Here is a 26,421-nt window from a genome sequence, read left to right on the forward strand (position 1 = left end):
CTGTTTCGGCCTGGTATTCGTCAAATTAAATAAGTTGCGAACTTCTCTTTCAATAATTATAGTTTTATTATACAATCCCGGCGAAGCAAGTACAAGAGAGGAAGCGCAAAAAAATACACCACCCATATACAATTTACGGGTGGTGTATTGTGCATTCTGCTTGTTTTATCAGTAGCGCCGCAGGTTGGGCAGCAGCATGGTGATGAGTCCCCAGAACAGCTGGTAGGCAATGAGCAGAGTAAAGCTCAGAGTACCGAAGCCATTGCCGTTACTGTTGGTGAAGGCCAGCAGGCAGACCGCAAAGTAACCCAGTGTCATACCCACGCCCTGGAGGATCACACCCAGCAGGATGGAGGTCTTGGCGGTGATGATGCCGCTCAGGGTGCGCACCTTGGAAGCCAGCGAACCATTGTAGACGATCTCGGCTCTCGCGCGGTCCTTGTGGGCCATCAGGCGGTCACACTGACCATGGAGCTTGTAGGGCACGATCTCCACCATATCCTCCGGGAAGTCGAAGAGTTCCGAAATCTTCTGGGGGGTGATGTTGGAATCGGTGGTGTAGACCGAGATACCGATATCCCGATCCACCAGCACGCCCAGCTCGTCCACAATATCCGGATCAGCGGCATAGCTCAGCACAAAGATGGCGGTGAGCTCGCCGGAATTTGCCAGGTAGAGTACTTCCCGTCCGTCCTTGACGAACTTCTTTTCATAGTCCTTGGACGGGATCTCGATGTTGTGGTTCATCATCAGTTCCCGGTTGCCGATCAGCACCCGTTTGCCGTCCACCCAGGCGGAGATACCCATGGAGTCCTCATAGACGATGCTGTCCGCCTTCTTGAGGATCTTCTCATTGCCGCCGATCATCTGGGTAAAGATGTAGCTGAGCACACAGTCGCTCTTGCAGACAATGCTGGCGGCATCCACCATGGCCTCATCAATGCGCTTCTGATCGAAGGTCTTGATGCCGTGGAGGGTGATGGACTGAGGCCCGAACAGCTCGCTGTCCCGGATGACAAAGCAGTTGATGTCATCAAACCGGTCCAGGGCAGTATAACCCGCTACCATCGAACCATCCTGGGAGAGCGCCTTGTTCATGCGGCGCAGGGGAAGGTTGCCGACAATGGTGCTGGTGAGAGGCGCACTGAGCAGGGTCGCCGCCGAAAAGACGGTGAGTGCCAGGAAGGGGTCCCCGTAGATGACCATCACAATGATGGAGCAGACCAGATCCGCCACCAGGAAGATGGGGGTGGTGATGCGGGACACATTCTCGCCGAAGTCCTCGGTGAAGGAGAGGTGCATGAAGTTGGTGAGGAAGTCAGCCGGCTGGCTGTATCCCACCACCGGCTGCTCCAGATCCAGGTTCTGGGTGAGTTCCCGGGCGAGGTTGCGGTCATTGATGATATTGAAGGCATGGCGCTGGTAGCCGCCTTCCGCCAGCAGACGGAAGTTCTGGTCCACCCGGTTGATCATGAAGAGTTTGCCGATGAGGTTGAAGATCAGCACCAGGATCACCACGGCGAAGTAGTAACCCACATTGTCACTGGTGACCTGATCCGGGAAGACGATCAGCACAATGCCCTGGATCACCGCCGCCAGAGCAGCCACAGCCACCGGGCCGTCGCCGCTGGGACGGAGGGTAAAGAGCGCCTTGAGGCCGCCCAGGATAGTGGAGATATTGAGCAGCACTGCCAGCACCAGCACACCGAGGTTGACGCCCATAAAGACGCGCATATTCTTCTCGGGGAGCATGAAGGTGAGCAGCGGCAGATTGATATTCTTGAGGGATACGGTGAGGTAGCACATCAGGGCAAACAGCACCACCGAAAGCCCCAGCCGGATCATCAGGCCCTTCTTGGTCTTGCGGATGCGGGCATAGACCTTGTTGGCGTCCTTGGGAGTATTGAAGTCGTCCACCTCATCGGTGAGGTCGTCCAGCTCCTCCTCCACCACCGGTTCGCCCTTCTCCTCCTTCTGACGGCGGCGGCGGTCCCGGCGTTCGGTTTCCGCCTTGGAGTTGCCCTGCTCGTCCATGGAGTAGAGGTCGATATTCATCTGGGTGGCGGTGTAGTCGTCCGGCACCGGAGGTTCCTCCTCTCCGGAGACCTCCTTCTGGATGGCGGCGATGTCCTGCCGGCGCTCGGCCTTGGCTGCATCAAAATTCCGGGTGAAGGACTGGGTGCGGCCCCGTCCGAAGTTCTTGAGGATATCCTCCCGGCTGGTGATGATGGTCTCACCCGATACACCCTGGGGTGCGGCAGGCGCTGCCGCCGGTGCGGAGGATTCTTCCTCCTCCAGGTCGGCAAACCGGCTGCGCCGGGGAGTGTTGTCGCTGATGCGGTCCCGGAGAATGCTCAGATCATCGTCCGGCTCGCGGCTGCGCTCGGGTTCCCGGGTGCGCTCCGGCTCCGCCTTGCGGGGCGGCTCCTCATACTCGTCCCGACGGCGGCGGGGCGGTTCCTTGTACCGCTCGGTACGGGCTGCCGGCATCTCGTCTTCGGCCTCCCCACGGAACCGGAATCCGCTCCGGGGTTCTTCGTCCCGGCGGGATTCCCGGCGCTCGGGCGGATAGTCCTCATACTCCCGGCGGGGCTCCGGACGGCGGCGGGGACGGTCGTCATAGTCATCGTAGTCATCATAGTCCCGGCTCCGGGCAGGACGGGCCGCGTAACGGTCGTCGTACCGGTCATCGTCATACCGGTCCTCCCGGCGGCGTGCCGGACGGCGGGGCTCCTCATAGTCCTCGTCATACCGGCTGTCGTACCGGCGGGATTCCCGGCGCTCTGCCGGATAGTCCTCATACTCCCGGCGGGGCTCCGGACGGCGGCGGGGACGGTCATCATAGTCATCGTAATCGTCATAGTCCCGGCTCCGGGCAGGACGGGCCGCATAGCGGTCCTCATACCGGTCGTCCTCATAACGGCTCTCCCGACGGCGGCGGGGCGGCTCCTCATAGTCGTCCACCGACCGGCTCCGGGTATAGCGGGTCTCATAGGAAGCCTCGTCCGGCTCCTGGTCATAACGGCTGTAAACCGGCGCTTCGTCCTCGTCCTGCGCCCGCCGTGAGGAGATCATACTGCCTGACCCGCTCTTCTTGCGCTTGATCTCCTCGAGAATATCATCGACATTGTATCGGTCTGCCATTGTCTATCCTCCTGCCGCAGCAAAATTTCCTTATCTGGCCTTGATACCTGCCCGCTGCCGGGCGATCTCATACATCACAATTCCCGCTGCCACCGAAGCATTCAGCGAGTTGATCTCTCCATACATGGGAAGAGAGGCGATAAAATCACACTTATCGGTGAGCAGACGGCTCATGCCCTTGCCCTCCGAACCGACAATCAGCGCCACCGGACCGGTGTAATCGATCTCACACCAGCACTGGCCCTCCATATCGGTGCCGTAGACCCACACGCCGTCCTTTTTGAGCTGATCCACTGTGGCAGCCAGGTTGGATACCCGCACCACCGGCAGATGCTCCACCGCGCCGGCAGAGGTCTTTGCCACAGTCACGGTGAGGCCCACACTGCCCCGCTTGGGGATAATCACGCCATGGGCGCCGGCGATCTCGGCAGTCCGGATAATGGCGCCGAGGTTGTGGGGATCGGTGATCTCATCGGCAATGATGACGAACAGCGGCTGATCCCCGGCTTTCTTATAGATGTCCTCCATGGTGGAGTAGTTGGCGGCGCCGGTGACAGCGATCACACCCTGATGGTTCTGGTGTCCGCACATGTTGTCCAGCTTGGCGGGGCTGGTCTCCTTGACCGGAATGCCCTGTTCCTTTGCCATGGCAAGGATCTTCACAATGCTGCCCTGGGTTTCGCCGCCGGTGACCAGGATGCTCTCCACAGCCCGACCGCTCTTGAGCAGCTCAATGACTCCATTGCGGCCAATGACAATATCCTCCCGCTGCATACCCCGGGCAGATTCTTCCTCCTGGGGACGGGACTGGGGCCGCGCGGGGCGGCGGGACGCTTCCGGACGGGTCTTGTCACGACCAGCCGGGCGATAATTTCGATTGTTTTTCATACTCTCTCGCTCCAATGAGCCGTCCGTCCAGTCCGGAGTCCTGTGTCCCGGGGCGGCGGCGCTTTTCGATATACATATTTATCTTAACACATTTTCTGACGATTGACACTATAAATCTTCATCTTTTATAGCCTCTCCAAACAAAAACCACCCGCAGATCCATGATCCACAGGTGGTTTAATCAAAATTTGAGAGATTCTGGAAATGGTGAGCAGTCCCGAGCCGGACCGCCTCAGAGCAGTACCAGCGCCGCTGCCAGCAGCAGCAGCCCTGCCGCCGCCCCGGCCCGGAACAGCAGCTTTCTGAGCCCGACCCGCTCCTTGAGCAGGGTGGCGGACGGCGCGGCTGTCCGGGTGCGGCCCATCTCCTCACTGGCGGCACGCAGGTACTGTTCCGCCTGTTCGTCGATCTCCTTGGGCGCCCAGTCCCCCTGGCGTACAAACAGGATCGCACGCTCAAAATAGCGGCTGTCCGGGTCCCGCACTTCGATGATCTTCCGATTGACTCCCTTGAGCATCTTTTTCCCCTCTTTCCCCTTTTTCCGGTTTCATGTCATTTCGCTGATAGTATCACCGGTCCGGCGGCGCTTTATGCGCTGTCTGCGCATTTTTCACAACGGATTCCCGGGGTCTGGCGCAGTGTAAAGAAATTTTGCTTTACAGATAGCCCCGGAGATATTACTGCTTGTATAAGCCGGGATTTCCACAGTTTCAACTGGTGCTTCCACAAGCCGTGTTGAAAACTCAGTTGAAAGTGTGGAAAACTCCCATGGAATCGTGAACGAATTGAAAACAAAACATCTGTTCCCTGTTAAAAACCCGGATTTTGCCAGTTTCTGGTCTGTAATCCGACGGTCACATGGCTACAATCCGTATTTTACACAGACGGGCCAAGGGTATGGCATTTTGCCGAACCCCTCCCCCTCCGACCCATTCCGGCACGCTTTTCAAGGCGGGGATTTAATGGTATAATAGCCGCAAAGCGGCTATTATACTTAATTTTACGGCCGGACGATCCGCAGGCTTTGCCCGCTCCCGTCCCAATGGCCAATTATACCATTTCGCTGGCGCTTCATGGTATAATAGCCGCAAAGCGACTATGATACTTTTTTGTGCCGGACGATCCACAGGCTTTGCCCGCTCCCGTCCTGTTGGCCTATTATACTTTTCCCACCCCTTTGAAAAACCCAGCGCCGGAACCGGCAGGAGGACAAGCTATGACACAATATACCGCCCGGCTCACCGGTGCCGTTCCCTTCAATCTTCAGGAGACCTTCGAATGCGGGCAGTGCTTCCGCTGGCTGCCCGGTGATGACGGCAGCTATACCGGCGTGGTAGGGCGGAATGTCATCACCCTGCGGACAGACGGCGATGACCTTCTGGTTGCCGGCCTGGATCAGGCTGAAGCTGAACAGCGGCTGATCCCCTATCTGGCACTGGATGAGGACTATGCCGCCATCCAGGAACAGTTCCGCAGAAACACGCAGCTGGCCCAGGCTGTTGACTATGCCCGGGGCATCCGGGTGCTGCGCCAGGACCGCTGGGAGGCGCTCTGCTCCTTCATCATCAGCCAGAACAACAACATCAAGCGCATCCGGGGCATTGTGGAAACCCTCTGCAATACCTGGGGAGAACCGCTGCCCGGCGGGCGCAGTTCCTTCCCCGGACCGGAGGTGCTGGCGTCCCTCACCGAGGAGGATCTCCAGCCGCTGCGCAGCGGATTCCGGGCCAAGTATATCCTGGATGCCGCCCGTAAAACCGCCTCAGGCGAAGTGGACCTGGACCATGTGGCCTCCCTGCCCACCGAGGAAGCGGCTGCCGAGCTCTGCCGCATCCGGGGGGTGGGCATCAAGGTGGCCCACTGTGCGCTGCTCTACGGGTTCCACCGCATCGAATGCCTGCCGGTGGATGTGTGGATGAAGCGGGTGATGTCCACCATGTATCCCCAGGGACTCCCGGAGGAACTGCTGCCCTATGCGGGCATTGCCCAGCAGTATCTGTTCCACTATTCCCGCAGCCATCCGGAGCTGTTTGAAGCCTGACTCTCTTATATAGAAAGGAACTGCCATGTCTGTATCTCCCCTGCCGGAATCCCGGCCGATCCTCAGCCAGATGCCCTCCGACCCGGAACTGGAACGGCTCAGCGAAGTGTTCAAGATCTTCTCGGACAACAGCCGTCTGCGCATCATTGCCGCCCTGCTGGAAAAGGAACTGTGCGTCTATGACCTCACCCAGGCCCTGGGCATGACCCAGTCGGCGGTATCCCATCAGCTCCGGCTGCTGCGCAATGCCCACCTGGTCAAGACCCGCCGGGAAGGCAAAAGCATCTTTTACAGCCTGGATGATGACCATGTCGTCACCATTATGAGCCAGGGTCTGGCCCATATCCGTCACACCGGACGCTGACAAAATTCCCGATTTTTCCATATATTCCGGCAGCTCTGCTATACTTTCCGTATTGCAGAGCATTTTTCTACTATAAGTAAAAACTTTCCGGGAGTTCTGCGCTGTTTTTCGGAAATTCGACACAGCCTACCCGCTATAATAAAGGCACCGGGGACACAGAAGTCTGCCCCGAGGCCCCTTGTAACCGGAAAGGATGATCAAACATGACTACCAAAACCATAGCCGCGGAAGAATATCTGTGCCAGCTGCAGCTGGAAATTCTCCGGCTGCGTGAAGTCGTATCCGGACTGTACCGTGCCGGCGAGGACCGGCAGAATGATGTATTCTATCGCTATGAGAATCTGCTCAACCACAAGTGCGCGGAATACCTGGAGCTTGTGGAGGCTTTGGAGCAGGCGGAAAATCAGTAAACCAGCATCTGCGCATTTTCCCACAAATTTCTCTGGTAATCCGGCGCTGTTTTGTGTATAATGGGGCTAAGAATCGAAGCCCCGGGAAACAGGACTGTTTCCCTGACAAAATACACAGAGGTGCCAAATGAACATGAAACAAATCATATCCACCCTGACAGCCGGACTGCTTTCCGCAGTATTGCTGGCTGGCTGTACTATCTTTGTGGACGGCGATGCAGTCACTTCCATGGATCTGGTGGATGAAGGAGGGGTGACCCTCAGTTCGGTGAGCGACTGGACTCCGGGGGAAAGCCGTACCTTCCATCTCAATGAGCTGCCGGAGGGCTGCGAAGTCAATGTGGTTTCCTCCGACCGGGAACTAATGACCGCCGACTATGCCGACAATGCCATCACCCTCACAGCTGTGGAAAGCGGACATGCCATTGTGACGGTGGAGCTTTCGATGAACGGCTCCAGCCTCTCCAAGAGCTATGAGATCCAGATCACAGCCCGGCACATGCAGGCCGGCATGACCCTGATCGACTCCCGGGCTATCCAGCCGGAAAACGCCCTGGAAAGTGCCTTCCACCCCGAGCGGGAAAACTTCGGCTCTGCCACCTTTGCCTCGGGCTATCTGGAACTGCAGGCCGGCAATCAGGCCACAATCCTGTTCACCGGCTTTGATGTCACCGACGGCGAACCCAAGCCCCTGGAAACTCCGGTGACTGTGCGTTCCTCCGAAAATGAGGTCACCTTTGACGGAACCTACTACCTCTCGGAGGACCGGGTGATCCTCCAGTGCCCCAAAGCCGGACAGTATACCCTGGATCTGGTGCTGAGCTGTGAAGGCTATGCCGATCTTCCGGTACAGATCCAGATCAGCGTATCCGAACCCTCCCAGAGCATTGCCCTCTCCGCCAAGGGATTTGACGCCTACGCTCCCACCGTGGAAGTGGGCAGCAGCATCATTCTCGATGCGGAGACTGTTTCGGAGGATACTGTTCTCACCGTCACCGCGGACAACAGCATCGTCACTGCCACAGTGGGCGAGGACAAGCGCATCACCATCACCGCTGTGGAGGAGGGCACCGGCAGTGTGACCATCCACGCCTCCACTCCCGGATACCAGGATGCCCAGCTGACCCTGCAGGTTCACTCGGTGCCGGAACTGATCTCGATGACCATTCTCGGAGACCGTCTGGAGCGCAACAATGTAGTTCATCTGGCTGAGGGGGAGATCGTGGAACTGACAGTCCTCAACCCCTCGGAAGGCGACCTGTCCCATGAGATCGATGACCCCGCCATTGTATCGGCTGTACAGAAGTCAAACAAACTGGAACTGGAGGGCCTTGCCGCCGGTGAGACCACCATCACACTCACCTGCCAGCGCAGCGGGTACAGCACCAACACCAAAACCCTGACCATTATCGTCACCGAAGCGGAACCCGAAGAGTAATCCCGCACTGAAAAAGACGGAGCCAGCTGGCCCCGTCTTTTTTGTTCACAAAATTGCCCTTGTATCGTCCACAGGATCATGCTATGATCTCTGTATCAAGCATATAATACAGGAGGGATCGTATGCAGCAAAGCCGCTTTTTTCAATGGGGTCTGAGACTGGGTTCCGCCGGCGTCCTGCTTCTATTGGGCGTAATCATTTCGGGCATCGCCGCCCCGAATCCGTTGTTTTCTGTCCTCACCCTGTCCGGAATAGTTCTCTGCGGCACAGGGGTTCTGCTGTTTGGCATCAGCTGGCTCCAAACAATGATCCAGGCGCTCCGCAGCCGGGACTACAAACGGGCGCTGCTGCTCCTGCTGGGTGCAGCCCTGATCCTGCTGCCTGACCTTCTCCGGCGATGAATGCCGCCCGCATCCAAAAAAGCCCTCCTCCCGCAAATGGGAGAAGGGCTTTTATCGTTTCTACTGAATCCGGGAGAGCACTTCGCCGATCTTTCCCCGGATCACAAGGTCTGCCTTCTGGTCCATGGGGGTGGGCGACAGGTTCACCAGCGCCAGACAGTCCCCCTCAAAGTACCGGATCAGCCCGGCGGCAGGATAGACCGCCAGCGAAGTCCCGGCAATGAGCAGGGTATCCGCCTGGGAGATGGCATCCACAGCCGCTGTCAGGGTGCGGGGGTCCAGTTCCTCCTCATAGAGCACAACCTCCGGCTTGATAATGCCGCCGCATTCACACCGGGGCACGCCGTCGGTGGTGAGAATGGCCTCCAGGCCATACTTCCGTCCGCAGCGCATGCAGCGGTTGCGGTGGATGCTCCCATGCAGTTCCAGCACATTTTTGCTGCCCGCCATCTGGTGCAGGCCGTCGATATTCTGGGTGACCACCGCGGTCACACGGCCCTCGGCTTCCAGTTCCGCCAGACGGATATGGGCCGCGTTGGGCTTTGCCCTGGGCCAGACCATCTCCCGGCGGTAGAACTCATAGAACTCGTCCGGGTGCGCCATAAAGAAGCTGTGGCTCACCATCACTTCGGGCGGATAGGCATACTGCCGCCCATAGATGCCGCCGGCGCTCCGGAAATCCGGGATGCCCGATTCGGTGCTCACTCCGGCGCCGCCGAAAAAGACTGTCTTACGCCCCGGCGCCATTGCCTGGGCCAGCGCTTCCATCTGCTTGTCCATCTTGGTTCCTCCACTTCTGTTCCGCCAGCGCCAGTAGCGCCGCCGGAGTATTCTCCGTTTCTCCCGCTATGACCGCTTCCAGCAGTTCCCGGAGAAGCTGTCCCAGTGCCGGGCCAGCCGGGATTCCCCGGGCAGTCAGCTCCCGCCCGGACACCGCCAGCTCCCGCAGGCTGCGGCAGTAACCGCCGCTCTCCACCCGGGAAAGCCAGTCCAGCTCCTTTTTTCGGGCCGAGTCCGCTGCCGCAGCGGCTTCCAGCGCGGCCCGGTAAGCTGAGGGGGAATCATCTGCCGACCTCCGCCACACCTCCCGGAACGACTCTGCCGGAGGCAGGGCCAGACAGCCCGCCGCCTCCCGGAAGAGACGCTCCCGGTTTCCGGACAGCCGCAGCGGGGCGCACAGTTCCCGGACGGCTCCGTCCCAGTCCTCCGTCCCACCGGGGGCTGACCCATGCCGCACCTCCCAGAGGCCGCCTGCCAGCAGCAGGGCCCGGCTCTCCGGGGAAGGTGCCTGGCAAAGGGCCTCTTTCCATGCTGCCGGGAGCCGCCCCAGGCCGGGGAAGACGCCCTCCCACAGGGGCAGCAGTTCCAGCGCCCCGGCAAAGTGATGTCCGGCGAGGTATTTTTCCCACTCGGCAGTGATCCGCTCCCGGGACACAGCTGCCGCCTCCCCGGCGAGTTCCTCGCCCGCCCGGAGGGTGGCCTCCTCCACCCGAAACCCCAGTTCCGAGGCAAACCGGGCACACCGCAGGATGCGCAAAGCGTCCTCCCGGAACCGCCGGCAGGGGTCTCCTACACAGCGCAGCAGACGGGCGGCAAGATCCGCCTGTCCGCCGAAGGGGTCCCGGAGTTCGCCCCGGCAGCTCAGAGCCATGGCGTTCACTGTGAAATCCCGCCGGGCCAGATCCTCCCGGAGGTCGGGCACAAACCGCACCGATTCGGGGTGGCGGTGATCCCGGTACTCGCCGTCGGTGCGGAAGGTGGTCATCTCCAGGACGCCGCCCTCGGTCACCACTCCGATGGTACCGTGTTTACGCCCGTCCTCCACCAGCCGGTGATCCCGGAACAGCCAGGCGGTGCGGTCAGGCAGACAGGATACTGTCAGGTCATAGTCATGCACCGGACGGCCCAGCAGCCGGTCCCGGACACAGCCGCCCACCAGCCAGGCCTCTTCACTGTTCTGTTCCAGCCGCAGCATCGCTTCGGTCACCCAGTGGGGCAGGGGTTCTCTCATGGCTGTTTCACTCCTTGGGGATTCACCCGTTCATACAGTGTCCTGCGTCCGTCCTTGCCTGCCGGGCGCACCGCTCCCAGCTTCATCAGCGCCGAAAGCCCGCCGCTCATGCCCCGCACCGAAAGCCGGGTGAGCTTCCGCAGTTCCTCCCGTGTAAACGGGTCGGGCAGTCCGGGCGGGAGCAGTGCTCCAAGCTCCGTCGGGAAGGCCAGGTCCAGTTCCTCACCAAAGGCGGTGGGCACCCGGTCCAGCCGCCGGCAGAGGGAGCGCCCCACCCGTTTGGAAGGGGTTTCGGTGCGGTATTCGTCGGCGTCCACCAGGATCAGCCGCAGCCGCACACCCGGACGCTCTGCCAGCGGCAGCAGCCGGGGCAGCTGGTAATAGGCCTCCCACCAGCCGCCCTTTTTCGGGGAGCGGCGGCGGGAGAGCAACTCCCCCTCTTCCGACAGGATGACCAGGGTCTTTTCCCGGACAATGGGCAGTACAATGGTCACAGGATATTCCTTTGGCAGACGCAGCAGTTTCTTCACCAGCGGGGTCACACTGCCGGTCTGCACTTCCAGGAGCTGTCCGTCCCGGAATATATCCGCCACAAACCCTGCCACCGGTACCTCCTGATACTGGCGGTTCGGTTCCAGATAGTCCTTCACCGCCCGGTGCAGGGTGCGTTCACTCAATGTGCTGAACCGGAACTCACAGTCCCCGCTCACGCAGCAGTTCCTCCATCAGGTCACCGGCACGGCGCATCAGGTCCTTGCAGCCATCGGGCTGACCCTTTACCCAGCCCTCCTTGAGCTCCCGGCAGAACTCGCTGCCGAACTCCTGACAGAACCGCTCATGGTACTGGGCAGCCAGTTCCCGCAGTTCGGGGCAGCTGTCGCCGATGGGGGTGCTCCCCTCGGGCAGACGGCTCACCATGTACCGGCCCAGGGCGCTCTCGGCGCCGATGAGTGCTCCGCATACGCTGCCGCAGCCCATACCGCCGCCGAATGCCGCCATATACCGGGCATCTTCCAGGCCGCCGCCGATCCCCAGGGCATCGGTCAGCGCCATGGAGGTATTTTCCGCACAGTTGATGTGTGCGTTCGGCATGGTCAGATACTTTTCCAGTTCCTTACGATACTCGCTCATGTGTTACAGATCCTTTCCATTCAGTATATCAATAAACTCGCTGAGTCCGGACACAGTATAGGTGGGGGCGGGCATGTCCTCCGGCAGTGCCTTCCCCTTGGGGTTGAACCAGCAGGTGTCGATGCCGAACTGCTGTCCGCCTTTAATATCCGAGGTGAGGGAATCTCCGATGATGATGCATTCGCTCTTATCCCCGGCGCCGCTCACCGCAAAGGCACGCTCAAAATACCGGGGATCGGGCTTCTCTGCCCCGGCATCGTCCGATACCACGACTTTATCCAGCCAGGGTTCCAGACCCGAGGCCGCAATGCGCCGGTGCTGGGTGGCCGATACGCCGTTGGTGGCGATGATGAGCACGCCGTTTTCATGGATAAACCGGCAGAGCTCCTCGGCGCCGTCAATGGTACGGGTACAGAGCGCCAGGTTGTTCAGGTAGTCGGCATTGTACTGGGCCGGGTCGATGCCGGTGATGCCCAGCTCCTCAAACAGCTCCCGGAACCGGCGCACCACCAGGGCCTCCTTGGTGATCTCCCGGCGTTCCATCATCTTCCACAGCGGGGCATTGATGGCCTGATAGCGCTCCAGTTCCGCTTCCCCGAAAGAAAGCCCCCGGCTCTGGGCAGTATAATAAAAGGAGTACTCCTCTGCCGCTTCAAAATCCAGCAGGGTATTGTCCAGATCCACAAATATATATCGGTATTTCACTTGCCATTCTCCTTTTGGAAATATCAGAATCAGATCCTGTTCCAGTATATCACCCTTTCACCCGGAGCGCCAGTGCATGCGCGGGGATTTCACTGTTTGTTCATTGACTTGCCCAGTCCTTTCGTCCTATAATAGTACACAATGAAACCGGACAGTCCGGGACAAACTTCTGCTGTGAACCACAGCTGTGATACTTCGGCAAATGGAAAGGAGATTATTCTCATGCGACCTGTGATTGGAATTACCCCTCTGATGGATACAAAACTGGACAGCTACTGGATGCTGCCGGACTATATGCAGGCAGTGCAGCAGGCGGGCGGTCTGCCGCTGATGCTCCCGTTCCAGTATGATGACGAGTCGATCGACCGGATGGTGGAGCTCTGTGACGGACTGATCTTCACCGGCGGTGAGGATATTGATCCCTCCTGGTACCATGCCGAGCGTCTGCCGGTATGCGGCGAGAGCATTGCTGTCCGGGACGAACTGGAGATTCGTCTGCTGCGTGCCGCACTGGCTGCCAAAAAGCCGGTGCTGTGCATCTGCCGCGGCCTGCAGCTCTTCAATGTGGTGATGGGCGGTACCCTGTGGCAGGATCTGCCCAGCCAGCGCCCCTCTGAGATCAAGCATTCCCAGGGCAAGCCCTATGGCGCCGCCACCCACTCTGTGGAACTGGTTCCGGGCAGTCCGCTCCATACCCTGCTGGGACAGTCCACCATCGGCGTCAACACCCGTCACCATCAGGCCATCCGGGAACTGGCTCCCAGTCTGGCAGTCATGGCAACTTCGCCGGACGGCCTGATTGAAAGCATCTGTCTGCCGGGCAGCCGCTTTGCCTGGGGCGTACAGTGGCATCCGGAACACATGGCTCCGGATGATGCCAACAGCGTCAAGATCTTTGAGGCTTTTGTCGAGGCCTGCATCGACTGAACCAGCGGCTTTTCTGCCGCAGAAAAGGAATGATGATTCATCTATGTCCACCAAGGAACTCAAGCCCTACCTTCTGCTGATTACCTATGCCGGCGTGGTCTTTTTAACTGTGACCCATCTGGACCGTATCCTCGGTCAGATCAGCTGGATCACTTCGGTGATCATGCCCTTTACCATCGCGCTGGTCATCGCCTTTGTGCTCAACCGTCCCTATAAGCTGATCCGCCACCGGTTCTATACCCCGCTTCTGCAAAAAGCCGGACTCTCCGAAAAGAAAGTCGGTTCCATCTCCGGTGTGTTCTCCATTCTGAGCGTCTATTTCCTGCTCTTCTTCATTGTGGGAAAGCTGGTCAGCTCGGTGATCCCGGAACTAATCGTTTCCATCGAAACCTTCAGCAGCAATATGGACGACTACCTCAGTGACATGACCGCACTGATTTCCAGAATATCCACCCAGTTCCAGCTGAACAGTGAAATTGCCAGACTGCTCAATACCTACTGGCAGGATCTGCTCGCCGGCATCTACCAGACCCTCAACACCCTGCTCCCGGCTCTGGTGGACTTCTCCATGGGCGCTGCCACCAGCATCTACAATGTGTTCAGCGGCCTGATTATCTCCATCTATCTGCTCACCGGCAAGGATAAGCTGATCCGCACCTTCAAGAAGATGCTCTATGCCTTCCTGCCGGACCGCTGGGCGGATTATGCCATGCATGTGGGGCATGTGGCAAACCGCTCCTTCGGCGGCTTCCTCACCGGACAGATCATCGACTCGGCTATCGTGGGGCTGCTCTGCTTCCTGGGCATGAGCGTGATGAAGATGCCCTATGCCATGCTCTCGTCGGTGATCGTCGGCGTCACCAACATCATTCCCTACTTCGGCCCCATCATCGGCGCCATTCCCGGCGTGGTGCTCCTGCTCCTCTCCAATCCCATCAAGGCGGTGCTGTTCATTATCCTGATCGTCTGCATCCAGCAGTTTGACGGCAATATCATGGCGCCCCGGATCGTGGGCAGCAGCATCGGTGTATCCGGCGTGTGGGTGCTGTTCTCCATCATCGTCGGCGGCAGCCTGTTCGGGGTCCCCGGCATGGTGGCGGGTCTCCCGGCCTTCAGCGTGATCTATGTGCTGGTGCGGGAACAGGCGCACCGCCGTCTGCTCGCCAAGAACCGCCAGATCAACAATCCCGAGGAACACCTCTGCGAAGGGGACAGCTGTGTGCTGGATGACTCGGTGGCTGAAATCTTCGGAAAGGAGCCGGAACAGCCCCAGTGATCCAGTTTCGTACCAAGGTTTCCGGCTGCCTGCTGTGTGCTGTTCTCTGTCTGGGACTGCTTGCCGGCTGCACCGGAACAGAAGAACCCTCTGTATCCGAACCCGGTTCCGAGACAGTTTCCCAGCTGCCGGAGGAATCCTCCCAGCCCGCGGAAAATGGGACGGAATCCGGTTCCGACTCTGAGCCGGATAGCCCGGAAACGGTTTCCGTGACCGGCTATCTCTTCGATCAGCAGATGATCCTTGATGAGATGAACCGTTCGCTGGAACAGTACAGCCAGCTTTCGCCCGAGGCGGAGCTCTTTCCCCAGCGCTCGGTGGAAGTGATGCGGATGATGCAGGAGCAGTTTGAGAAGATGGCTGCTCTGACCCCGCCCGAGGGCTATGAGGAGATCGTCCCGCTGGCGGAAGGGGCCGCCTCCACCATGGAGGAAGTCGCCAGCCTGGTGGAACAGGCCTTTGCCGCCGGACTGGACACCCAGGAGGGCGCCGGGCTGCTCACCCAGGCCCAGGGGAAATTCTCCGGGGCGGTGGACGCCCTGGAGGAGATCACGGCCCTGCTCAGCCGGAATCCCGATGAACTCCTCTCCGGCAATACAGCTGAATAGCGCAAAAAACAGGGACTGTCCCCATGGGGACAGTCCCTGTTCTGTTTCAGGTCATTTGGTGCGGGACACTCAGTCCTTGACAGCGGCAGTCACCGACATCTCCACCTTGATGCTGGGAGCAGCCAGAGCGGCTTCCACACAGGCACGGGCCGGCTCATTGCCCTTGGCAACCCACGGGTCCCAGACGCTGTTCATACCGGCGAAATCGCTGATGTCCTTGAGGTAGATGGTGGTGGAAAGGATATGCTCCTTATCCGAGCCATGCTGCTCCAGCAGCTCCTCGATGCGGGCCAGAACAGCCTTGGTCTGCTCCTCCACGCTCTCACCGGCCTGACCGGCAGTCACACCGCTCAGGAACAGCATATCACCATACTTTACCACACGGCTCATCCGACCGGTGCAGTCAAAACGCTCAATTTTCATAGGGGTTCCTTCTCCTTTCGCTTCTGCGGGTTTTGGTATCTTCAGTTTACCACAGACGCCCGGGTTATTCAACCTGCTTTCCCCAAAACACAAAAACAGGAACGGTACAATACCGCTCCTGTTTTCTGTATCCGGAATGGATTATTCGCACATCATTTCCAGCACACGGACAACCAGGTCCACCATGCGCTTGTAGGAGTTGAGATCCAGCTGCTCCTGAGGGGTGTGGGCACCGGTGGCATCACAGCCGATGGCTGCAATGTCCAGCCCCGGCATCTTGGACAGGAAGGCGCCGCCCTCCAGACCGCCGTGGGTAGCCTCCACCTTCATCTCCTTGCCGGTGAGCTCCTTGTAGGCCTTTGCCAGCATATCCCGCAGTTCGCTCTTGGCAGTGTACTCCCAGGTGGGGAAACCGGGACGGAAGATGGCTTCCGCACCGAATACATGGCAGAGCAGGTCGATCTTCTCGCCCATGTCGTCCAGGAAGGAGTTCACCGAGCTGCGCAGCGAGTAGAGGATATACAGCCGTCCGTCCTCCTGGGTCTTGACAGCTGCCAGGTTCTGGGAGGCAACAGTCAGTCCTTCCAGTGCCATGCTCTTGGCAACCAGACCAGCCGGCATCAGGTAGAGCATCTTCAGGAAGGCATCGCTGTCCTCATCGCAGATCATCTCAGCCGGGGCTGCAGCAGGCTCCAGTGTGATGGTCAGGCCGGGATCGCTGAATTCCAGCTCACTCTTTACCTTCTTTTCCACCTCAGCAGCGATCTCAGCTGCCTTGGCGGCATCGGCTACGGCTGCCACTGCGTCGCACTCTCTGGGGATGGCGTTCATCATCATGCCGCCGTCCATGGATACCAGGTTCACCTTCATCTCCTTGGCGATGGCATACAGCACACGGGCTGCAATCTTGTTGGCATTGCCGCGCTCCTTGTCGATGTCGCCGCCCGAGTGACCGCCCTTGAGGCCGCGCACCTTGAGGGATACCGCTTCTCCGGCAAAGGGCACACGCTTGACAGTCTTATAGATGTCGATGGTGGTGCCGCCGGCAGAACCAGCTACGCAGACACCCTCCGGGCCGCAGTCCATATTGATCATGCGGGTACCCTTGAGGTCATAGGGATCGAAGCCGATGGCGCCGATGAGGCCCACTTCCTCCTGGGAGGTGAATACGCACTCCAGCGGCGGATGCTTCATATCCTTCCGGGCCAGGAAGGCCATCATGCAGGCCACAGCCTGACCGTTGTCCGCACCCAGTGTAGTGCCGTCTGCCCGCAGAATATCGCCGTCCACAACCAGCTTGATGCCGTCCTTGGTGAAGTCATGCTCCACATTCTTGTTCTTCTCGCAGACCATATCGGTATGGCCCTGGAGGATCACCGGGTCGAGATGTTCGCAGCCCGGAGAAGCCGGCTTCTTGATCACCACGTTATAGAGGTCATCCATTCTGGCTTCCAGCCCCTGCTTGGCAGCAAAGTCCAGCAGATATTCACCAATCGCCTTCTCATTGCCCGAACCACGGGGAATGGCGCTGATCTCCTCAAAATACCGGAGCACATCCGCCGGTTCACGGTTTTTGATTACATATTCCATCTTGATACGACCTCCTGTATGGTTATAATTGTAAAATCCTGCTCCAGCACCGGGAACCCGCTCTGGAACAGGGACAGCCGCCGCGGGAGCTGACAGACCAGCCTTATGGCGGTTATCAGCCAATTAAAGCCCGAAAGCGGCTCGCTAAAATCATTATACCATAACCCGGCTGTTTTTCAATGGAATTTTCGAAAACGCAAAGGATTTTTATATCAGCCCAGGCTAAGATTCACCATACAAAAACGGCGCCCTGCCATATGACAGAGCGCCGTTTGCATATTCAGCAGATCAGGCCCGGGTGTGTTCTTCCCGCAGGATGGAACCCAGCAGCAGCACAAAGCCCAGGGCAGCGGGGATCGACCCGAAGGTACCCAGCGGTGCGCAGGCCCAGATGCCCAGCACCGCCCCCAGTGCAAAGGAAAAGACCATCACGAAATAGAGCCCGGCAGTGCGCAGGGATTCCCGGTCGTGCACCGCAATGGCGGGATAGAGGTACTGACCCAGGTTGCGCAGGTTTCCGGTGCAGATGGTGGTGGAATGGCCCTTACCCTCCCACTTGCCGAACACCGAGAGCTGTGCCTCGGTGACAAAGGAGAAGACACAGGCGATGAGCATATCATGCCAGCCCGAAGCGATGAAAGCCGCTCCCACCAGCACCAGGATCTCAAAGGCGAGCATATTCTTCTGCCAGCTGCCGAAGGCAATGCCCGAAAACCTGTGCCGCACCAGCTCACTGAACATCACGCCCAGCAGGGCGGCCAGGATCGGCGCCAGGTACTGCCAGCTTCCGGCGAAGTTTCCGCCTGCCAGGCTGATGCCCAGCTTGGACATATTGCCGGTGTGCATATTGGCAAAGATCCCGCCCCGGGTGGCATAGGTATAGGCATTGAGATAGCCGCTGAGCAATGTGAGCATCACCATGAAGGCTGTACTCTCTGAAATGGTCTTATAACGTTTTGCAGTCTGTTCCACTTGTTCCATCCTTTTTTCCGCCGCAAAAAAGTTCGGCAGAACCAAAATTCTGCCGAACTCTTTTATCAAATTGTTGTATCCCCAGCGTGATACGCTTTTCAGTCCGTACTGCTTACCAGGAAGCTACATGACCATCGCATCTGGGCTCCGAAGCGCCAACCAGCACTTCATCGTCCCAACGCCAGATGATCTCACCACGGCCCATGGAGTAGGTATCGTTCATGATCTCTACCTCATGACCCATAGCAGCCAGCTTCAGGGCAATATCGGTGGGAACGGCACGCTCCAGCTGTACCTTCTTGCCGCCTACCCACTGGAATCTGGGAGCATCCAGAGCTTCCTGAGGATTCATGCCGAAGTCGATGGTGTTCAGCAGCACCTGCAGGTGACCCTGAGGCTGCATGAAGCCGCCCATTACGCCGAACGGGCCAACTGCCTTGCCATCCTTGCACAGGAAGCCGGGGATAATGGTGTGGTAAGCCTTCTTGCCGGGCTCCAGGAAGTTGTCCTTGGTGGGGTCCAGAGAGAAGTTGGCGCCACGGTTGTTGAAGGAAATACCAGTGCCGGGAACCACGATACCGGAACCGAAGCCCATGTAGTTGGACTGGATCCAGGATACCATGTTGCCTTCCTTATCAGCGGTGCACAGATATACAGTACCGCCGGAGAAGGGAGTGCCGGGCTCAGGCATTACAGCAGTGTCGGTGATGAGCTTTCTGCGCTCAGCAGCATACTCTTCCGACAGCATGTCAGCTACCTTGGTCTTCATGGCCTTGGGATCGGCTACATATTCCTTACCATCTACAAAGGCCAGCTTCATGGCTTCGATGGTCTTGTGGTATACGTCTACGCTCTCACGGTTGTTGCCCAGGTCAAAGCCCTTGAGGATATTCAGGGCCATCAGTACAGTGATGCCGTGTCCATTCGGAGGCAGCTCGTATACATCATAGCCATGATAGTTGGTGGTGATGGGCTCCACGAACTCAGCACGGTAGTCCTCGAGGTCGTCAAGGCGCATCCAGCCGCCGGTCTTTTCCGAGTAGGCAGCGATCTTCTTTGCCAGCTCACCGCGGTAGAAGCTCTCCGCATTGGTGGCACCGATCTCCCGCAGGGTATCAGCCATAGCCTGGCAACGGAATACATCGCCGTCGCTGAGCATCTTGCCATCGGGAGCAAAGGTCTCGAACCAGCCCTCGAACTTCTCGGGGCCGCCGGCCTTCATGAAGCGCTTGTAGCCCAGTACCCACTGCTTGCCGATGTTGGGAGCCAGCGGGTAGCCTTCCTCTGCGTACTTGGCAGCAGGCTCGAGCACTTCAGACAGGGACAGATTGCCGAACTTCTTTACAGCTTCTGCCCAGGCGGAAGGTGTACCGGGAACCATGACCGGGTCCCAGCCATCACTGGGAACAGCCTTGAGGCCCTTCTCCAGCAGCTTTTCGCCGCTGATCAGACGGGGGCTGCGACCGCTTCCGTTGAGGCCATACAGCTTGCCCTTGTACCAGATCAGTGCAAAAGAATCTGCACCGATACCATTGGAGGTGGGCTCGATGACCGACAGTGCAGCTGCGGTAGCAACTGCGGCGTCAATGGCATTGCCGCCCTTCTTGAGCACATCCAGACCTACCTGTGCAGGCAGGGGGCTGGAGGTAGCAACCATACCGTTCTTGGCGAACGATACGGTACGGCGGGAGGCATAGGAATACTTTTGAGTATCGAATTTCACGCGTTACCCTTCCTTTCAAAATACTTGGACTAAATCAATTACCGATTCTGTCAGCGGATCAAAGCAGGTTCTGGAAGAAACCGGCAATGACGATGGAGAAGGATGTAACAGTGGCGAAACCAGCCAGTACATAGGCAGGCTCGATCCGTGCTGTAATGGCATCCACTTCTTCCTCGGTCTTGCCGACGGTACGGGCAATCTCCTGGGTGATCAGGTATGTAGCGGGATAACCCAGCAGCTGTGCCATGGCAATACCCACAGCCAGATTCTTGGAACCAACAATCTTCCAGCCGGGCAGAATGTACAGGAAAATAAAGGTACCGATCAGTACAGCGCCGAAGATGATGATCAGGTCAACGCTCAGATCCATCAGGTCAGCGAAGGTGATGGTAGCCAGCGATGCGATGATGCTGACATAAACCAGTACCATGAAGAAACCGCTGGACTTGGCACGATCCAGGATCTTGGGAGGCACAATGCCGATTTCAGAGCACAGGCAGCCCAGGATCAGGCACCAGATCGAGCTGGTGATGAAGTTATTGGTCAGACCAGCCAGGATCACACCTACTTCGTTGGCTACATAGACAACGAACAGGCAGACATAGGTGGTCCAGATCTTGTCGTGCTTCTTCCAGAAGGGAACCTTGGCGGCAGAACCATCCTTGTGCAGTTCAGCGTCACGCTCCGCATACCAGGAGTAGTTGGGATCAGCAGCCTTCTTGCGGCGCAGTTCCTCTACAACCAGGTTGGCTTCAGCCAGACCCATCTTGGAAGCGGGAATAGTACCTACGAACTTCTGAACGCCGTAAGCCAGAGTACCCAGGGCAGCAGCCATGGTAGCACCCTTGGCCAGAGCAGCATCTACCATCAGGTTGGTGGCAACAATACCGCCGTTAACGATCGGAATGGTAACTACGGCAGCATCCCAGCCAACCAGCGGGACCACTGCGAATACCGATACCATCGCAACCACCATGGAGATGATAGCCAGTGCCAGAGTTCTCCACTCCTTGAGCAGCTGGCGGATGTTGATGTTGGTACCCATGTGGAATACCAGACCCTGACCGGCGATGGCAGCAGCGCCCTGCAGACCGGAAATAGTCATGATATCCCCGGGCAGAATGCCGGACATGAACAGGGCCAGGAAGCCGATCAGTGTAACGAACACAGAGGAAACCCGGGCGCCTGTGGCCGAGCTGATGGCATCACCGATGGCAAACAGACCCAGCACAATGACAATTGCAATCCATTGATTCATTTTTCACTTACCTCCTTATGGAATAAACCGCGGCATCCCCCCTGGGTTCCGCAGGGCTGAATCAGGCGCTCTGCAGAGCCGTCGGCTATAAGGCTAATTGTAAATCGGTAAATTGTGAAATTTCAGTAGCATCCGTCACACTTTTTTCGCAATTTATACTATTTTTCTTAAAATGTTCCGGCATTTCTGGACCCGGACCGGGTTTGTATTCAAATGAAGGACGAAAGAATGGAAATTGCATTTATGCCAGACCCATCGCAAGGTTACACAGATGGTTGACATCCACAAGGATCAGACAGCCCCGGACCTTGGTCACCAGGGCATTTTTGACCAGTTCTGAGATGATCCGCGCCACGGTGACCCGGTCGGAATGGACGATGTCAGCGATCTGCTGATGGGTCAGGCGCAGCGGGATGCGCAGCCCCTCCTCACAGTCCTCACCGACGCTGCTGCACAGGCTCAGCAGCAGGGTGGCGATCCGGCAGCGCACGGTGGGAATGGAGAGCAGCTCGATATGCTGGACAAATACCAGCGATTTGCGGCATTCGTGGTGAATGATGTGCTCATAGTTGCGGCGGTCCTTTTCCACCCATTGCAGCAGGATATGCCGGGGCACATGGCAGACCTCGCATTCACTCATGGCGGTGAGGGAGGTGCGGGTGGGCAGGGTGACATCATCGACATAGGTACTGGGCATTCCCCATACAGCTCCCGGCCCGATGATGTGGGTAACGATTCCCCGTCCGCTCTGGAGCACGGTTCCCACCTGGGCAACCCCTGACAGCATGATGGTGATCCGGGCACTGGTATCGCCGCCCGGGCGGATGATCTCTCCCCGGCGGTAGGAGGTGGGTTTTACCTGGGCAGCCAGTTCCGCCCAGACCTCCGGTTCAAAACTCAGATAGAGGGAATACCGTTCAAATTGCGAGATGATCCCCCGTTTGCTGCCAATATACATATTTGCATTGCTCCTCTCCAGGGGAATTCCCCACAGGTTCTCTATATTTCATTGTAACATAAAATGTTTGTAACATCTACTACAAAAATCGGGGTATATTTCCCCGCTCGGTGACAAAACTCACGGAGAGAGTCCTCAAAACCCGCTATACTGAAAACAGCGGATCAATCCCGCGGAAGTCAATGACAAAGGAGGCTGCAGCAGATGGATCTGGAACAGATCATGCAGATGAATACATTCGCCGTGGTGGGAGATACCCTCAACCCGGAAAAATACGCCTACAAGATCAAGGAGGGACTGCTGGAACAGGGCTATACTGTCCACAGCGTGGGCAAGGAGCTCCAGTCGCTCAACGAAATCCCCGGTGACCTGGACATCATCGACCTGTGCATCAACCCCGCCAAGGGCATCCAGCTGCTCCGGGAGTGCCGCAAACCCTTCCGGTGCATCGTGATCCAGCCCGGCGCTGAAAGCCCGGAGATCCTCAGTTATCTCCAGGAGCAGAACCTGCCCTATATCGAGGGCTGTCTGCTGGTGGGCATGCGGCTCTATCCCCGGAAAAAGCAATAACCCCCGGTTCCGGCCTGGTACCGGAAGTTCCATAAAAATACAGCATGGTACAGCGCCATGCTGTATTTTTTGTGCCGCTGCGGGAATTTGTACAAAGTTTTTTGCCAAAAGCATGACAATCCTGCCGGTTCGTGCTATACTCATAGCTGAATTTCACGCCGGAGGTCCGGCACAAGGAGGGCTCTGCCATGCAGCAGAATTTTCATCGGGAAAGCGTCAACTACTTCTGGATCACCATTGGTTCCCTGCTGTTCTGTGCCGGGCTCAACCTGTTCATTGTCCCGGTGGGGCTCTACAACGGCGGTACAGTGGGCATCTCCCAGATCATCCGCACCTTGCTCCAGTCCCGGCTGGCACTGCCCGCCGGCTTTGACATCGCCGGTATCCTCAACCTGATCCTCAATATCCCGCTGCTGGCTCTGGCCTTTCTCCAGTTCGGGCGCCCCCTCTTCCTCAAGACGGTGTACAGCGTCCTCACCCAGACCGCCTTCTTCTCGCTCATTGCGATCCCCTCGGTGCCCATCCTCTCGGACCGGCTCACCGCCTGCATCATCGGCGGCCTGCTGGCTGGCGCCGGAGTGGGACTGACCCTGCGGGCAGGCGGCAGCGGCGGCGGCAATGACATCATCGGCCTCTATATGGCGAAAAAACACGAGTCGTTCAGTGTGGGACGCATGACCCTCATCATCAACGGCATCATCTATCTCATCTGCGCCATGCTCTTTGAGCTGCCCACTGCCCTCTATTCCATCATCTATTCGGCAGTCTGCGCTCTGGTCACCGACCATGTCCACCTCCAGAACATCAATATGAATGTGCAGATCTTCACCAAGGACCCGGAGCTCTACCATGTGATCCTCCAGAAGCTGGGCCGGGGTGTGACCTACTGGAAGGCCGTGGGCGGCTACACCGAAACCGACACCTATGTCATCATCACCATCATCTCCAAATATGAGATCGCCCCGCTGCGCCAGATGCTGCTGGAAAAAGATCCCCACGCCTTTGTGATCATGAGCGAGGGCCCGGAGATCTTCGGCAACTTCGAAAAGCGCCTGTGACCCCGCTGTCCCTGCCGGCTGGACCCAGCCCCGCCGGAACCGGGAAGCAGCATACACCACAGGACACCGCCCATGCGCCCGCCGCCATGCAGCCGGTGTTCCCCATTGCAGCAAAAAAGATCCGCCCGGACAGAACCGGACGGATCTTTTTCTATGCCCCGGGCTGGTCAGATCAGCCAGATGGGGTTGGTCCAGGCCTTGCGGCCCTCAAAGTCATAGCACTCGATGCGCAGGTACTTTTCATTGCCCCGGAGTTCGCCGCTTATCTCGGTGAGGGGATGCTCCGCGTCCTCAGCCACAGCGCAGTGGATCTGGCGCACATCGCCGTTGGCATAGATCTTCTGCACCGGCGAACACTTGAAGTAGAAGCGTCCGTCCTCGATGTAGAAGTCGTGGATCTCCGGGCCCATGGAGGCATAGAAGCTGCCCGATGCCAGTGCATTGCAGATGGCACGCTCCGAGAGTTCCTCCGCCTTGACCTGTACAAAGCCGCCGAAGCTGTCGCACTTGGCAGAATCCAGCGGGAAGTCGTTGTGGTTGTCGTCCACAGCAGTGCACCAGAGCTTCATGCCGTTCCGGAGCAGGGCGTCATAGCAGACATTGGATTCGCCCATGTTCTCAAGGATCTGGGAACAGTAGTTGAAGATCTCCACCGCAAAGAGGTTGTTGAGCCCCAGGATCTCATCGTACTCGATGCGGGACCAGAACGGGTGGTTGATCATCACCATATAGCCCCGGCGATAGAGGTCATCAATGTAGGCCTGTACGCTGGCCTTGTCCGAGAGCATGGGGATCTCCAGACGCTCCCCGTGGGCAAACTTCTCCCCCTCTGCCGCTTCCCAGTGACCATCCGGGCCGGGCAGCACAATGAAGTGATACTCCCGGTGGTTGTCTGCCGGAGCCCGGAGGTTGCCCTCCACGCCCTGGATCATCACAAAGCGGTCGGTGTTATAGCAGGTGTAGTGGGAAAAGACATTGTGATCAGTGATCGCCAGGAAGTCATATCCCTTGTCCTGATAGGCCTTTACAATGGCATCCGGGCTGAGTTTTCCGTCCGAACAGGTGGTGTGGCAATGGATGTTGCCCTTGTAGAATTGTCCGTTTTCCAGAAATGTGGTCTTTTTCATTGCAAACTCTCCAAAAACAGTTTCTTATCAGCTCTGATTATAAACTCAGTCCGGGTTCTCGTCCAGGATCTTCTGGCACTTTTCTGCGGCGGATTCAATGGCTGCCTTGGCGTCTGCCGAGGTATCGGTCATGCAGGCCTTGAGTTCGTCCAGAATCACAGTGTACATATTCTTCCAGTTCTTGGTCATGGGACGGCTGTGGGCATACTGCAGCTGATCCAGTGCCCTCTGATAGGAGGGGAAGTCTGCCAGATGCTCCTGTACAATGGAGTGCTCCATGGAGGTCTCGGTCACAGGGAAGTAGCCGGTCTCCTGGTTGTGCTTGGCAGCGATCTCGTCGGAAGCCAGGAATTCCAGGAACTTGGCAGCGGCTTCCTTTTCCGCGTCGGAAGCGGACTCAAACATGATGATGTTGTTGCCGCCGGTGGGCACAGAATACTCGGTGCCCATGGGCTGGAAGGCCAGGACAGTTTCAAAGCCGTTCTCCCGGCCCAGGCGCTGGATCTCGGAGGAGCTGGCAATGGAGGTGATGAGCATGCCGATCTTGCCCTCGATGAACTTGCTCTTGAGAATATCCCAGGCCTCGCCCTGCATGGAATAGGGGTTGAAGAGGGTGCCGGCATCTGCCATATCCTGCATGGTCTCTACGATCTCGTAGCTGGCAGGAGTCTCATCAAAGAGGACGGTTTTCAGGTCATCAGAGATGATCTCGCCGCCGTAGGAATAGAGCATCGACTCCCAGATCCAGGCATCGGTATCAAAGTCCTGACCCCAGCCATAGACGCCGTTTTCCGGATCGGACATGGCTTCGGCATACTGGTAGAACTCCTCCCAGGTCTTGGGGCCGTCGGTGGAAAGACCAGCTGCCTCCACCAGGTTCTTGTTCATATACAGAATGGTACTGCTGCGTCCGAAGGGAACTGCCTTTACCACACCGTCAATGGTGCAGGTGTGCATCAGGCCGTCCACATAGTTGTCGATCACTTCGGCCGGCAGATACTGGGACAGATCCGCTGCCACCGGCGAGAACCGCTGCACATGGGTCTCCTCCACCGTAGCCAGGGTCGGAGGATTCTTGGCAACAATGGAAGCCTCCAGCTTTTCGGCGATGTCGTCATAGCCGCCCTGATTGGAGATATTGATCACGATGTCCGGGTTCTGGGCCATGAATTCCTCGGCTGCTTCCCGCAGCACCTTGCCGCTGCCGGTTTCAGCATCGGTCTTCCAGACAGTCCACAGCTCTACCACGGTCTTTTCCCCGTCGGCTGCGGCACTGCTGTTCTGGGAACTGCTGCACCCGGTGAACATGGACAGCATCATCAAACCCGCAAGGATCGAACAAAATACTCTCTTCATTCTCGTACACTCCTAATTCACTCACTTACAATCTATCCCGAA

The 26,421-nt window shown here is 58.1% G+C and carries 26 protein-coding genes; 10 read left to right on the top strand and 16 right to left on the bottom strand.

What is annotated here, in order from left to right:
- Positions 1-168 precede the first annotated feature (168 nt).
- The 3 genes from H9X81_RS02940 to H9X81_RS02950 form a co-directional block, all read right to left on the bottom strand.
- On the bottom strand, positions 169-3,144 hold the full coding sequence (locus H9X81_RS02940; protein ID WP_204719686.1) for a hypothetical protein: 2,976 nt from the start codon (positions 3,142-3,144) through the stop codon (positions 169-171).
- A gap of 30 nt (positions 3,145-3,174) precedes the next feature.
- Positions 3,175-4,032: a 23S rRNA (guanosine(2251)-2'-O)-methyltransferase RlmB gene (gene rlmB, locus H9X81_RS02945; protein ID WP_345941519.1), complete on the bottom strand. Its 858-nt coding sequence runs from the start codon at positions 4,030-4,032 to the stop codon at positions 3,175-3,177.
- 232 nt (positions 4,033-4,264) lie between these two features.
- Positions 4,265-4,549 (bottom strand): hypothetical protein, encoded by a 285-nt coding sequence (locus H9X81_RS02950; RefSeq protein WP_177502904.1) that lies wholly within the window; start codon positions 4,547-4,549, stop codon positions 4,265-4,267.
- A 699-nt stretch (positions 4,550-5,248) separates the two neighbouring features.
- Here H9X81_RS02950 and H9X81_RS02955 point away from each other — a divergent pair.
- The 5 genes from H9X81_RS02955 (at position 5,249) to H9X81_RS02975 (ending at position 8,686) form a co-directional block, all read left to right on the top strand.
- Complete coding sequence (locus H9X81_RS02955) at positions 5,249-6,073, top strand: DNA-3-methyladenine glycosylase family protein (protein ID WP_204719689.1); 825 nt, start codon at positions 5,249-5,251, stop codon at positions 6,071-6,073.
- 25 nt (positions 6,074-6,098) lie between these two features.
- On the top strand, positions 6,099-6,437 hold the full coding sequence (locus tag H9X81_RS02960; protein WP_177502902.1) for an ArsR/SmtB family transcription factor: 339 nt from the start codon (positions 6,099-6,101) through the stop codon (positions 6,435-6,437).
- Positions 6,438-6,640: 203 nt separating this feature from the next.
- On the top strand, positions 6,641-6,847 hold the full coding sequence (locus H9X81_RS02965) for a hypothetical protein (RefSeq protein WP_177502901.1): 207 nt from the start codon (positions 6,641-6,643) through the stop codon (positions 6,845-6,847).
- Between the two features lie 133 nt (positions 6,848-6,980).
- Positions 6,981-8,285, top strand: a complete 1,305-nt coding sequence (locus tag H9X81_RS02970; RefSeq protein WP_204719691.1) for a hypothetical protein — start codon at positions 6,981-6,983, stop codon at positions 8,283-8,285.
- Positions 8,286-8,407: 122 nt separating this feature from the next.
- Positions 8,408-8,686 carry a hypothetical protein gene (locus H9X81_RS02975; RefSeq protein WP_177502899.1) on the top strand — a complete coding sequence of 93 codons (279 nt, stop codon included), beginning with the start codon at positions 8,408-8,410 and terminating at the stop codon, positions 8,684-8,686.
- A gap of 60 nt (positions 8,687-8,746) precedes the next feature.
- Here H9X81_RS02975 and H9X81_RS02980 read toward each other — a convergent pair whose 3' ends face one another.
- Genes H9X81_RS02980 through H9X81_RS03000 form a run of 5 tightly spaced genes read right to left on the bottom strand, consistent with a single transcriptional unit; the run spans position 8,747 to position 12,533 of the window.
- Positions 8,747-9,466 (bottom strand): NAD-dependent protein deacylase, encoded by a 720-nt coding sequence (locus tag H9X81_RS02980; protein WP_191393028.1) that lies wholly within the window; start codon positions 9,464-9,466, stop codon positions 8,747-8,749.
- Positions 9,417-10,697, bottom strand: a complete 1,281-nt coding sequence (locus H9X81_RS02985) for a CCA tRNA nucleotidyltransferase (RefSeq protein WP_204719693.1) — start codon at positions 10,695-10,697, stop codon at positions 9,417-9,419. Before H9X81_RS02985 ends, H9X81_RS02980 begins: the two co-directional genes overlap by 50 nt.
- Complete coding sequence (locus tag H9X81_RS02990) at positions 10,694-11,407, bottom strand: hypothetical protein (protein ID WP_204719695.1); 714 nt, start codon at positions 11,405-11,407, stop codon at positions 10,694-10,696. The genes H9X81_RS02985 and H9X81_RS02990 overlap by 4 nt, the downstream gene beginning before the upstream one ends.
- Positions 11,391-11,828 (bottom strand): C-GCAxxG-C-C family protein, encoded by a 438-nt coding sequence (locus H9X81_RS02995; RefSeq protein ID WP_204719697.1) that lies wholly within the window; start codon positions 11,826-11,828, stop codon positions 11,391-11,393. Before H9X81_RS02995 ends, H9X81_RS02990 begins: the two co-directional genes overlap by 17 nt.
- Positions 11,829-11,831: 3 nt before the next feature.
- Positions 11,832-12,533 (bottom strand): YjjG family noncanonical pyrimidine nucleotidase, encoded by a 702-nt coding sequence (locus H9X81_RS03000; protein ID WP_204719699.1) that lies wholly within the window; start codon positions 12,531-12,533, stop codon positions 11,832-11,834.
- Positions 12,534-12,755: 222 nt separating this feature from the next.
- On the opposite strand from H9X81_RS03000, the gene H9X81_RS03005 reads away from it, so the two are divergent.
- The 3 genes from H9X81_RS03005 to H9X81_RS03015 are packed head-to-tail and all read left to right on the top strand — an operon-like array spanning position 12,756 to position 15,344.
- Positions 12,756-13,460 (top strand): gamma-glutamyl-gamma-aminobutyrate hydrolase family protein, encoded by a 705-nt coding sequence (locus H9X81_RS03005; RefSeq protein WP_204719702.1) that lies wholly within the window; start codon positions 12,756-12,758, stop codon positions 13,458-13,460.
- Between the two features lie 43 nt (positions 13,461-13,503).
- Positions 13,504-14,736 (top strand): AI-2E family transporter, encoded by a 1,233-nt coding sequence (locus H9X81_RS03010; RefSeq protein WP_204719704.1) that lies wholly within the window; start codon positions 13,504-13,506, stop codon positions 14,734-14,736.
- Positions 14,733-15,344 (top strand): hypothetical protein, encoded by a 612-nt coding sequence (locus H9X81_RS03015; RefSeq protein ID WP_204719706.1) that lies wholly within the window; start codon positions 14,733-14,735, stop codon positions 15,342-15,344. The genes H9X81_RS03010 and H9X81_RS03015 overlap by 4 nt, the downstream gene beginning before the upstream one ends.
- A 69-nt stretch (positions 15,345-15,413) precedes the next feature.
- Here the strand turns inward: H9X81_RS03015 and H9X81_RS03020 are convergent, their stop codons facing one another.
- The 6 genes from H9X81_RS03020 to H9X81_RS03045 all read right to left on the bottom strand — a co-directional run bounded on the left by H9X81_RS03020 (position 15,414) and on the right by H9X81_RS03045 (position 22,268).
- Positions 15,414-15,767, bottom strand: a complete 354-nt coding sequence (locus H9X81_RS03020; protein ID WP_177502890.1) for a RidA family protein — start codon at positions 15,765-15,767, stop codon at positions 15,414-15,416.
- Positions 15,768-15,908: 141 nt separating this feature from the next.
- The gene (pepD, locus tag H9X81_RS03025) at positions 15,909-17,357 is read right to left on the bottom strand and encodes a beta-Ala-His dipeptidase (protein ID WP_204719708.1); all 1,449 of its coding nucleotides are present in this window, start codon (positions 17,355-17,357) and stop codon (positions 15,909-15,911) included.
- 288 nt (positions 17,358-17,645) lie between these two features.
- Positions 17,646-18,329: a DUF1275 family protein gene (locus tag H9X81_RS03030; RefSeq protein WP_204719710.1), complete on the bottom strand. Its 684-nt coding sequence runs from the start codon at positions 18,327-18,329 to the stop codon at positions 17,646-17,648.
- A 112-nt stretch (positions 18,330-18,441) separates the two neighbouring features.
- The gene (gene ggt, locus H9X81_RS03035) at positions 18,442-20,052 is read right to left on the bottom strand and encodes a gamma-glutamyltransferase (protein ID WP_224762481.1); all 1,611 of its coding nucleotides are present in this window, start codon (positions 20,050-20,052) and stop codon (positions 18,442-18,444) included.
- Positions 20,053-20,110: 58 nt separating this feature from the next.
- A complete protein-coding gene (locus H9X81_RS03040) occupies positions 20,111-21,310 on the bottom strand; it encodes a hypothetical protein (RefSeq protein WP_204719712.1) in 1,200 nt (399 codons plus the stop codon).
- A gap of 241 nt (positions 21,311-21,551) precedes the next feature.
- Positions 21,552-22,268 carry a Crp/Fnr family transcriptional regulator gene (locus H9X81_RS03045; RefSeq protein ID WP_204719714.1) on the bottom strand — a complete coding sequence of 239 codons (717 nt, stop codon included), beginning with the start codon at positions 22,266-22,268 and terminating at the stop codon, positions 21,552-21,554.
- A 204-nt stretch (positions 22,269-22,472) separates the two neighbouring features.
- Between H9X81_RS03045 and H9X81_RS03050 the strand changes: the two genes are divergently transcribed.
- A complete protein-coding gene (locus H9X81_RS03050) occupies positions 22,473-22,838 on the top strand; it encodes a CoA-binding protein (RefSeq protein ID WP_177502885.1) in 366 nt (121 codons plus the stop codon).
- 188 nt (positions 22,839-23,026) lie between these two features.
- A complete protein-coding gene (locus H9X81_RS03055; protein ID WP_204719716.1) occupies positions 23,027-23,896 on the top strand; it encodes a YitT family protein in 870 nt (289 codons plus the stop codon).
- A 167-nt stretch (positions 23,897-24,063) separates the two neighbouring features.
- On the opposite strand, the gene H9X81_RS03060 is transcribed toward H9X81_RS03055, so the two are convergent.
- Positions 24,064-25,023, bottom strand: a complete 960-nt coding sequence (locus H9X81_RS03060) for a CehA/McbA family metallohydrolase (RefSeq protein WP_204719718.1) — start codon at positions 25,021-25,023, stop codon at positions 24,064-24,066.
- A 45-nt stretch (positions 25,024-25,068) separates the two neighbouring features.
- Positions 25,069-26,379: an ABC transporter substrate-binding protein gene (locus H9X81_RS03065; protein WP_204719720.1), complete on the bottom strand. Its 1,311-nt coding sequence runs from the start codon at positions 26,377-26,379 to the stop codon at positions 25,069-25,071.
- Between the last annotated feature and the right edge of the window lie 42 nt (positions 26,380-26,421).

Origin of the sequence: Hydrogenoanaerobacterium saccharovorans (genome assembly GCF_016901815.1) — a bacterium.
Taxonomy (GTDB): Bacteria; Bacillota; Clostridia; order Oscillospirales; family Ruminococcaceae; genus Avimicrobium; species Avimicrobium caecorum.

Excerpts from the sequence above, each read along its gene's own strand:
- H9X81_RS02940 (WP_204719686.1), bottom strand. The coding sequence starts at position 3,144 with ATGGCAGACCGATACAATGTCGATGATATTCTCGAGGAGATCAAGCGC.
- rlmB (WP_345941519.1), bottom strand. The coding sequence starts at position 4,032 with ATGAAAAACAATCGAAATTATCGCCCGGCTGGTCGTGACAAGACCCGT.
- H9X81_RS02950 (WP_177502904.1), bottom strand. The coding sequence starts at position 4,549 with ATGCTCAAGGGAGTCAATCGGAAGATCATCGAAGTGCGGGACCCGGAC.
- H9X81_RS02955 (WP_204719689.1), top strand. The coding sequence starts at position 5,249 with ATGACACAATATACCGCCCGGCTCACCGGTGCCGTTCCCTTCAATCTT.
- H9X81_RS02960 (WP_177502902.1), top strand. The coding sequence starts at position 6,099 with ATGTCTGTATCTCCCCTGCCGGAATCCCGGCCGATCCTCAGCCAGATG.
- H9X81_RS02965 (WP_177502901.1), top strand. The coding sequence starts at position 6,641 with ATGACTACCAAAACCATAGCCGCGGAAGAATATCTGTGCCAGCTGCAG.
- H9X81_RS02970 (WP_204719691.1), top strand. The coding sequence starts at position 6,981 with ATGAAACAAATCATATCCACCCTGACAGCCGGACTGCTTTCCGCAGTA.
- H9X81_RS02975 (WP_177502899.1), top strand. The coding sequence starts at position 8,408 with ATGCAGCAAAGCCGCTTTTTTCAATGGGGTCTGAGACTGGGTTCCGCC.
- H9X81_RS02980 (WP_191393028.1), bottom strand. The coding sequence starts at position 9,466 with ATGGACAAGCAGATGGAAGCGCTGGCCCAGGCAATGGCGCCGGGGCGT.
- H9X81_RS02985 (WP_204719693.1), bottom strand. The coding sequence starts at position 10,697 with ATGAGAGAACCCCTGCCCCACTGGGTGACCGAAGCGATGCTGCGGCTG.
- H9X81_RS02995 (WP_204719697.1), bottom strand. The coding sequence starts at position 11,828 with ATGAGCGAGTATCGTAAGGAACTGGAAAAGTATCTGACCATGCCGAAC.
- H9X81_RS03005 (WP_204719702.1), top strand. The coding sequence starts at position 12,756 with ATGCGACCTGTGATTGGAATTACCCCTCTGATGGATACAAAACTGGAC.
- H9X81_RS03010 (WP_204719704.1), top strand. The coding sequence starts at position 13,504 with ATGTCCACCAAGGAACTCAAGCCCTACCTTCTGCTGATTACCTATGCC.
- H9X81_RS03020 (WP_177502890.1), bottom strand. The coding sequence starts at position 15,767 with ATGAAAATTGAGCGTTTTGACTGCACCGGTCGGATGAGCCGTGTGGTA.
- pepD (WP_204719708.1), bottom strand. The coding sequence starts at position 17,357 with ATGGAATATGTAATCAAAAACCGTGAACCGGCGGATGTGCTCCGGTAT.
- H9X81_RS03040 (WP_204719712.1), bottom strand. The coding sequence starts at position 21,310 with ATGAATCAATGGATTGCAATTGTCATTGTGCTGGGTCTGTTTGCCATC.
- H9X81_RS03045 (WP_204719714.1), bottom strand. The coding sequence starts at position 22,268 with ATGTATATTGGCAGCAAACGGGGGATCATCTCGCAATTTGAACGGTAT.
- H9X81_RS03050 (WP_177502885.1), top strand. The coding sequence starts at position 22,473 with ATGGATCTGGAACAGATCATGCAGATGAATACATTCGCCGTGGTGGGA.
- H9X81_RS03055 (WP_204719716.1), top strand. The coding sequence starts at position 23,027 with ATGCAGCAGAATTTTCATCGGGAAAGCGTCAACTACTTCTGGATCACC.
- H9X81_RS03060 (WP_204719718.1), bottom strand. The coding sequence starts at position 25,023 with ATGAAAAAGACCACATTTCTGGAAAACGGACAATTCTACAAGGGCAAC.
- H9X81_RS03065 (WP_204719720.1), bottom strand. The coding sequence starts at position 26,379 with ATGAAGAGAGTATTTTGTTCGATCCTTGCGGGTTTGATGATGCTGTCC.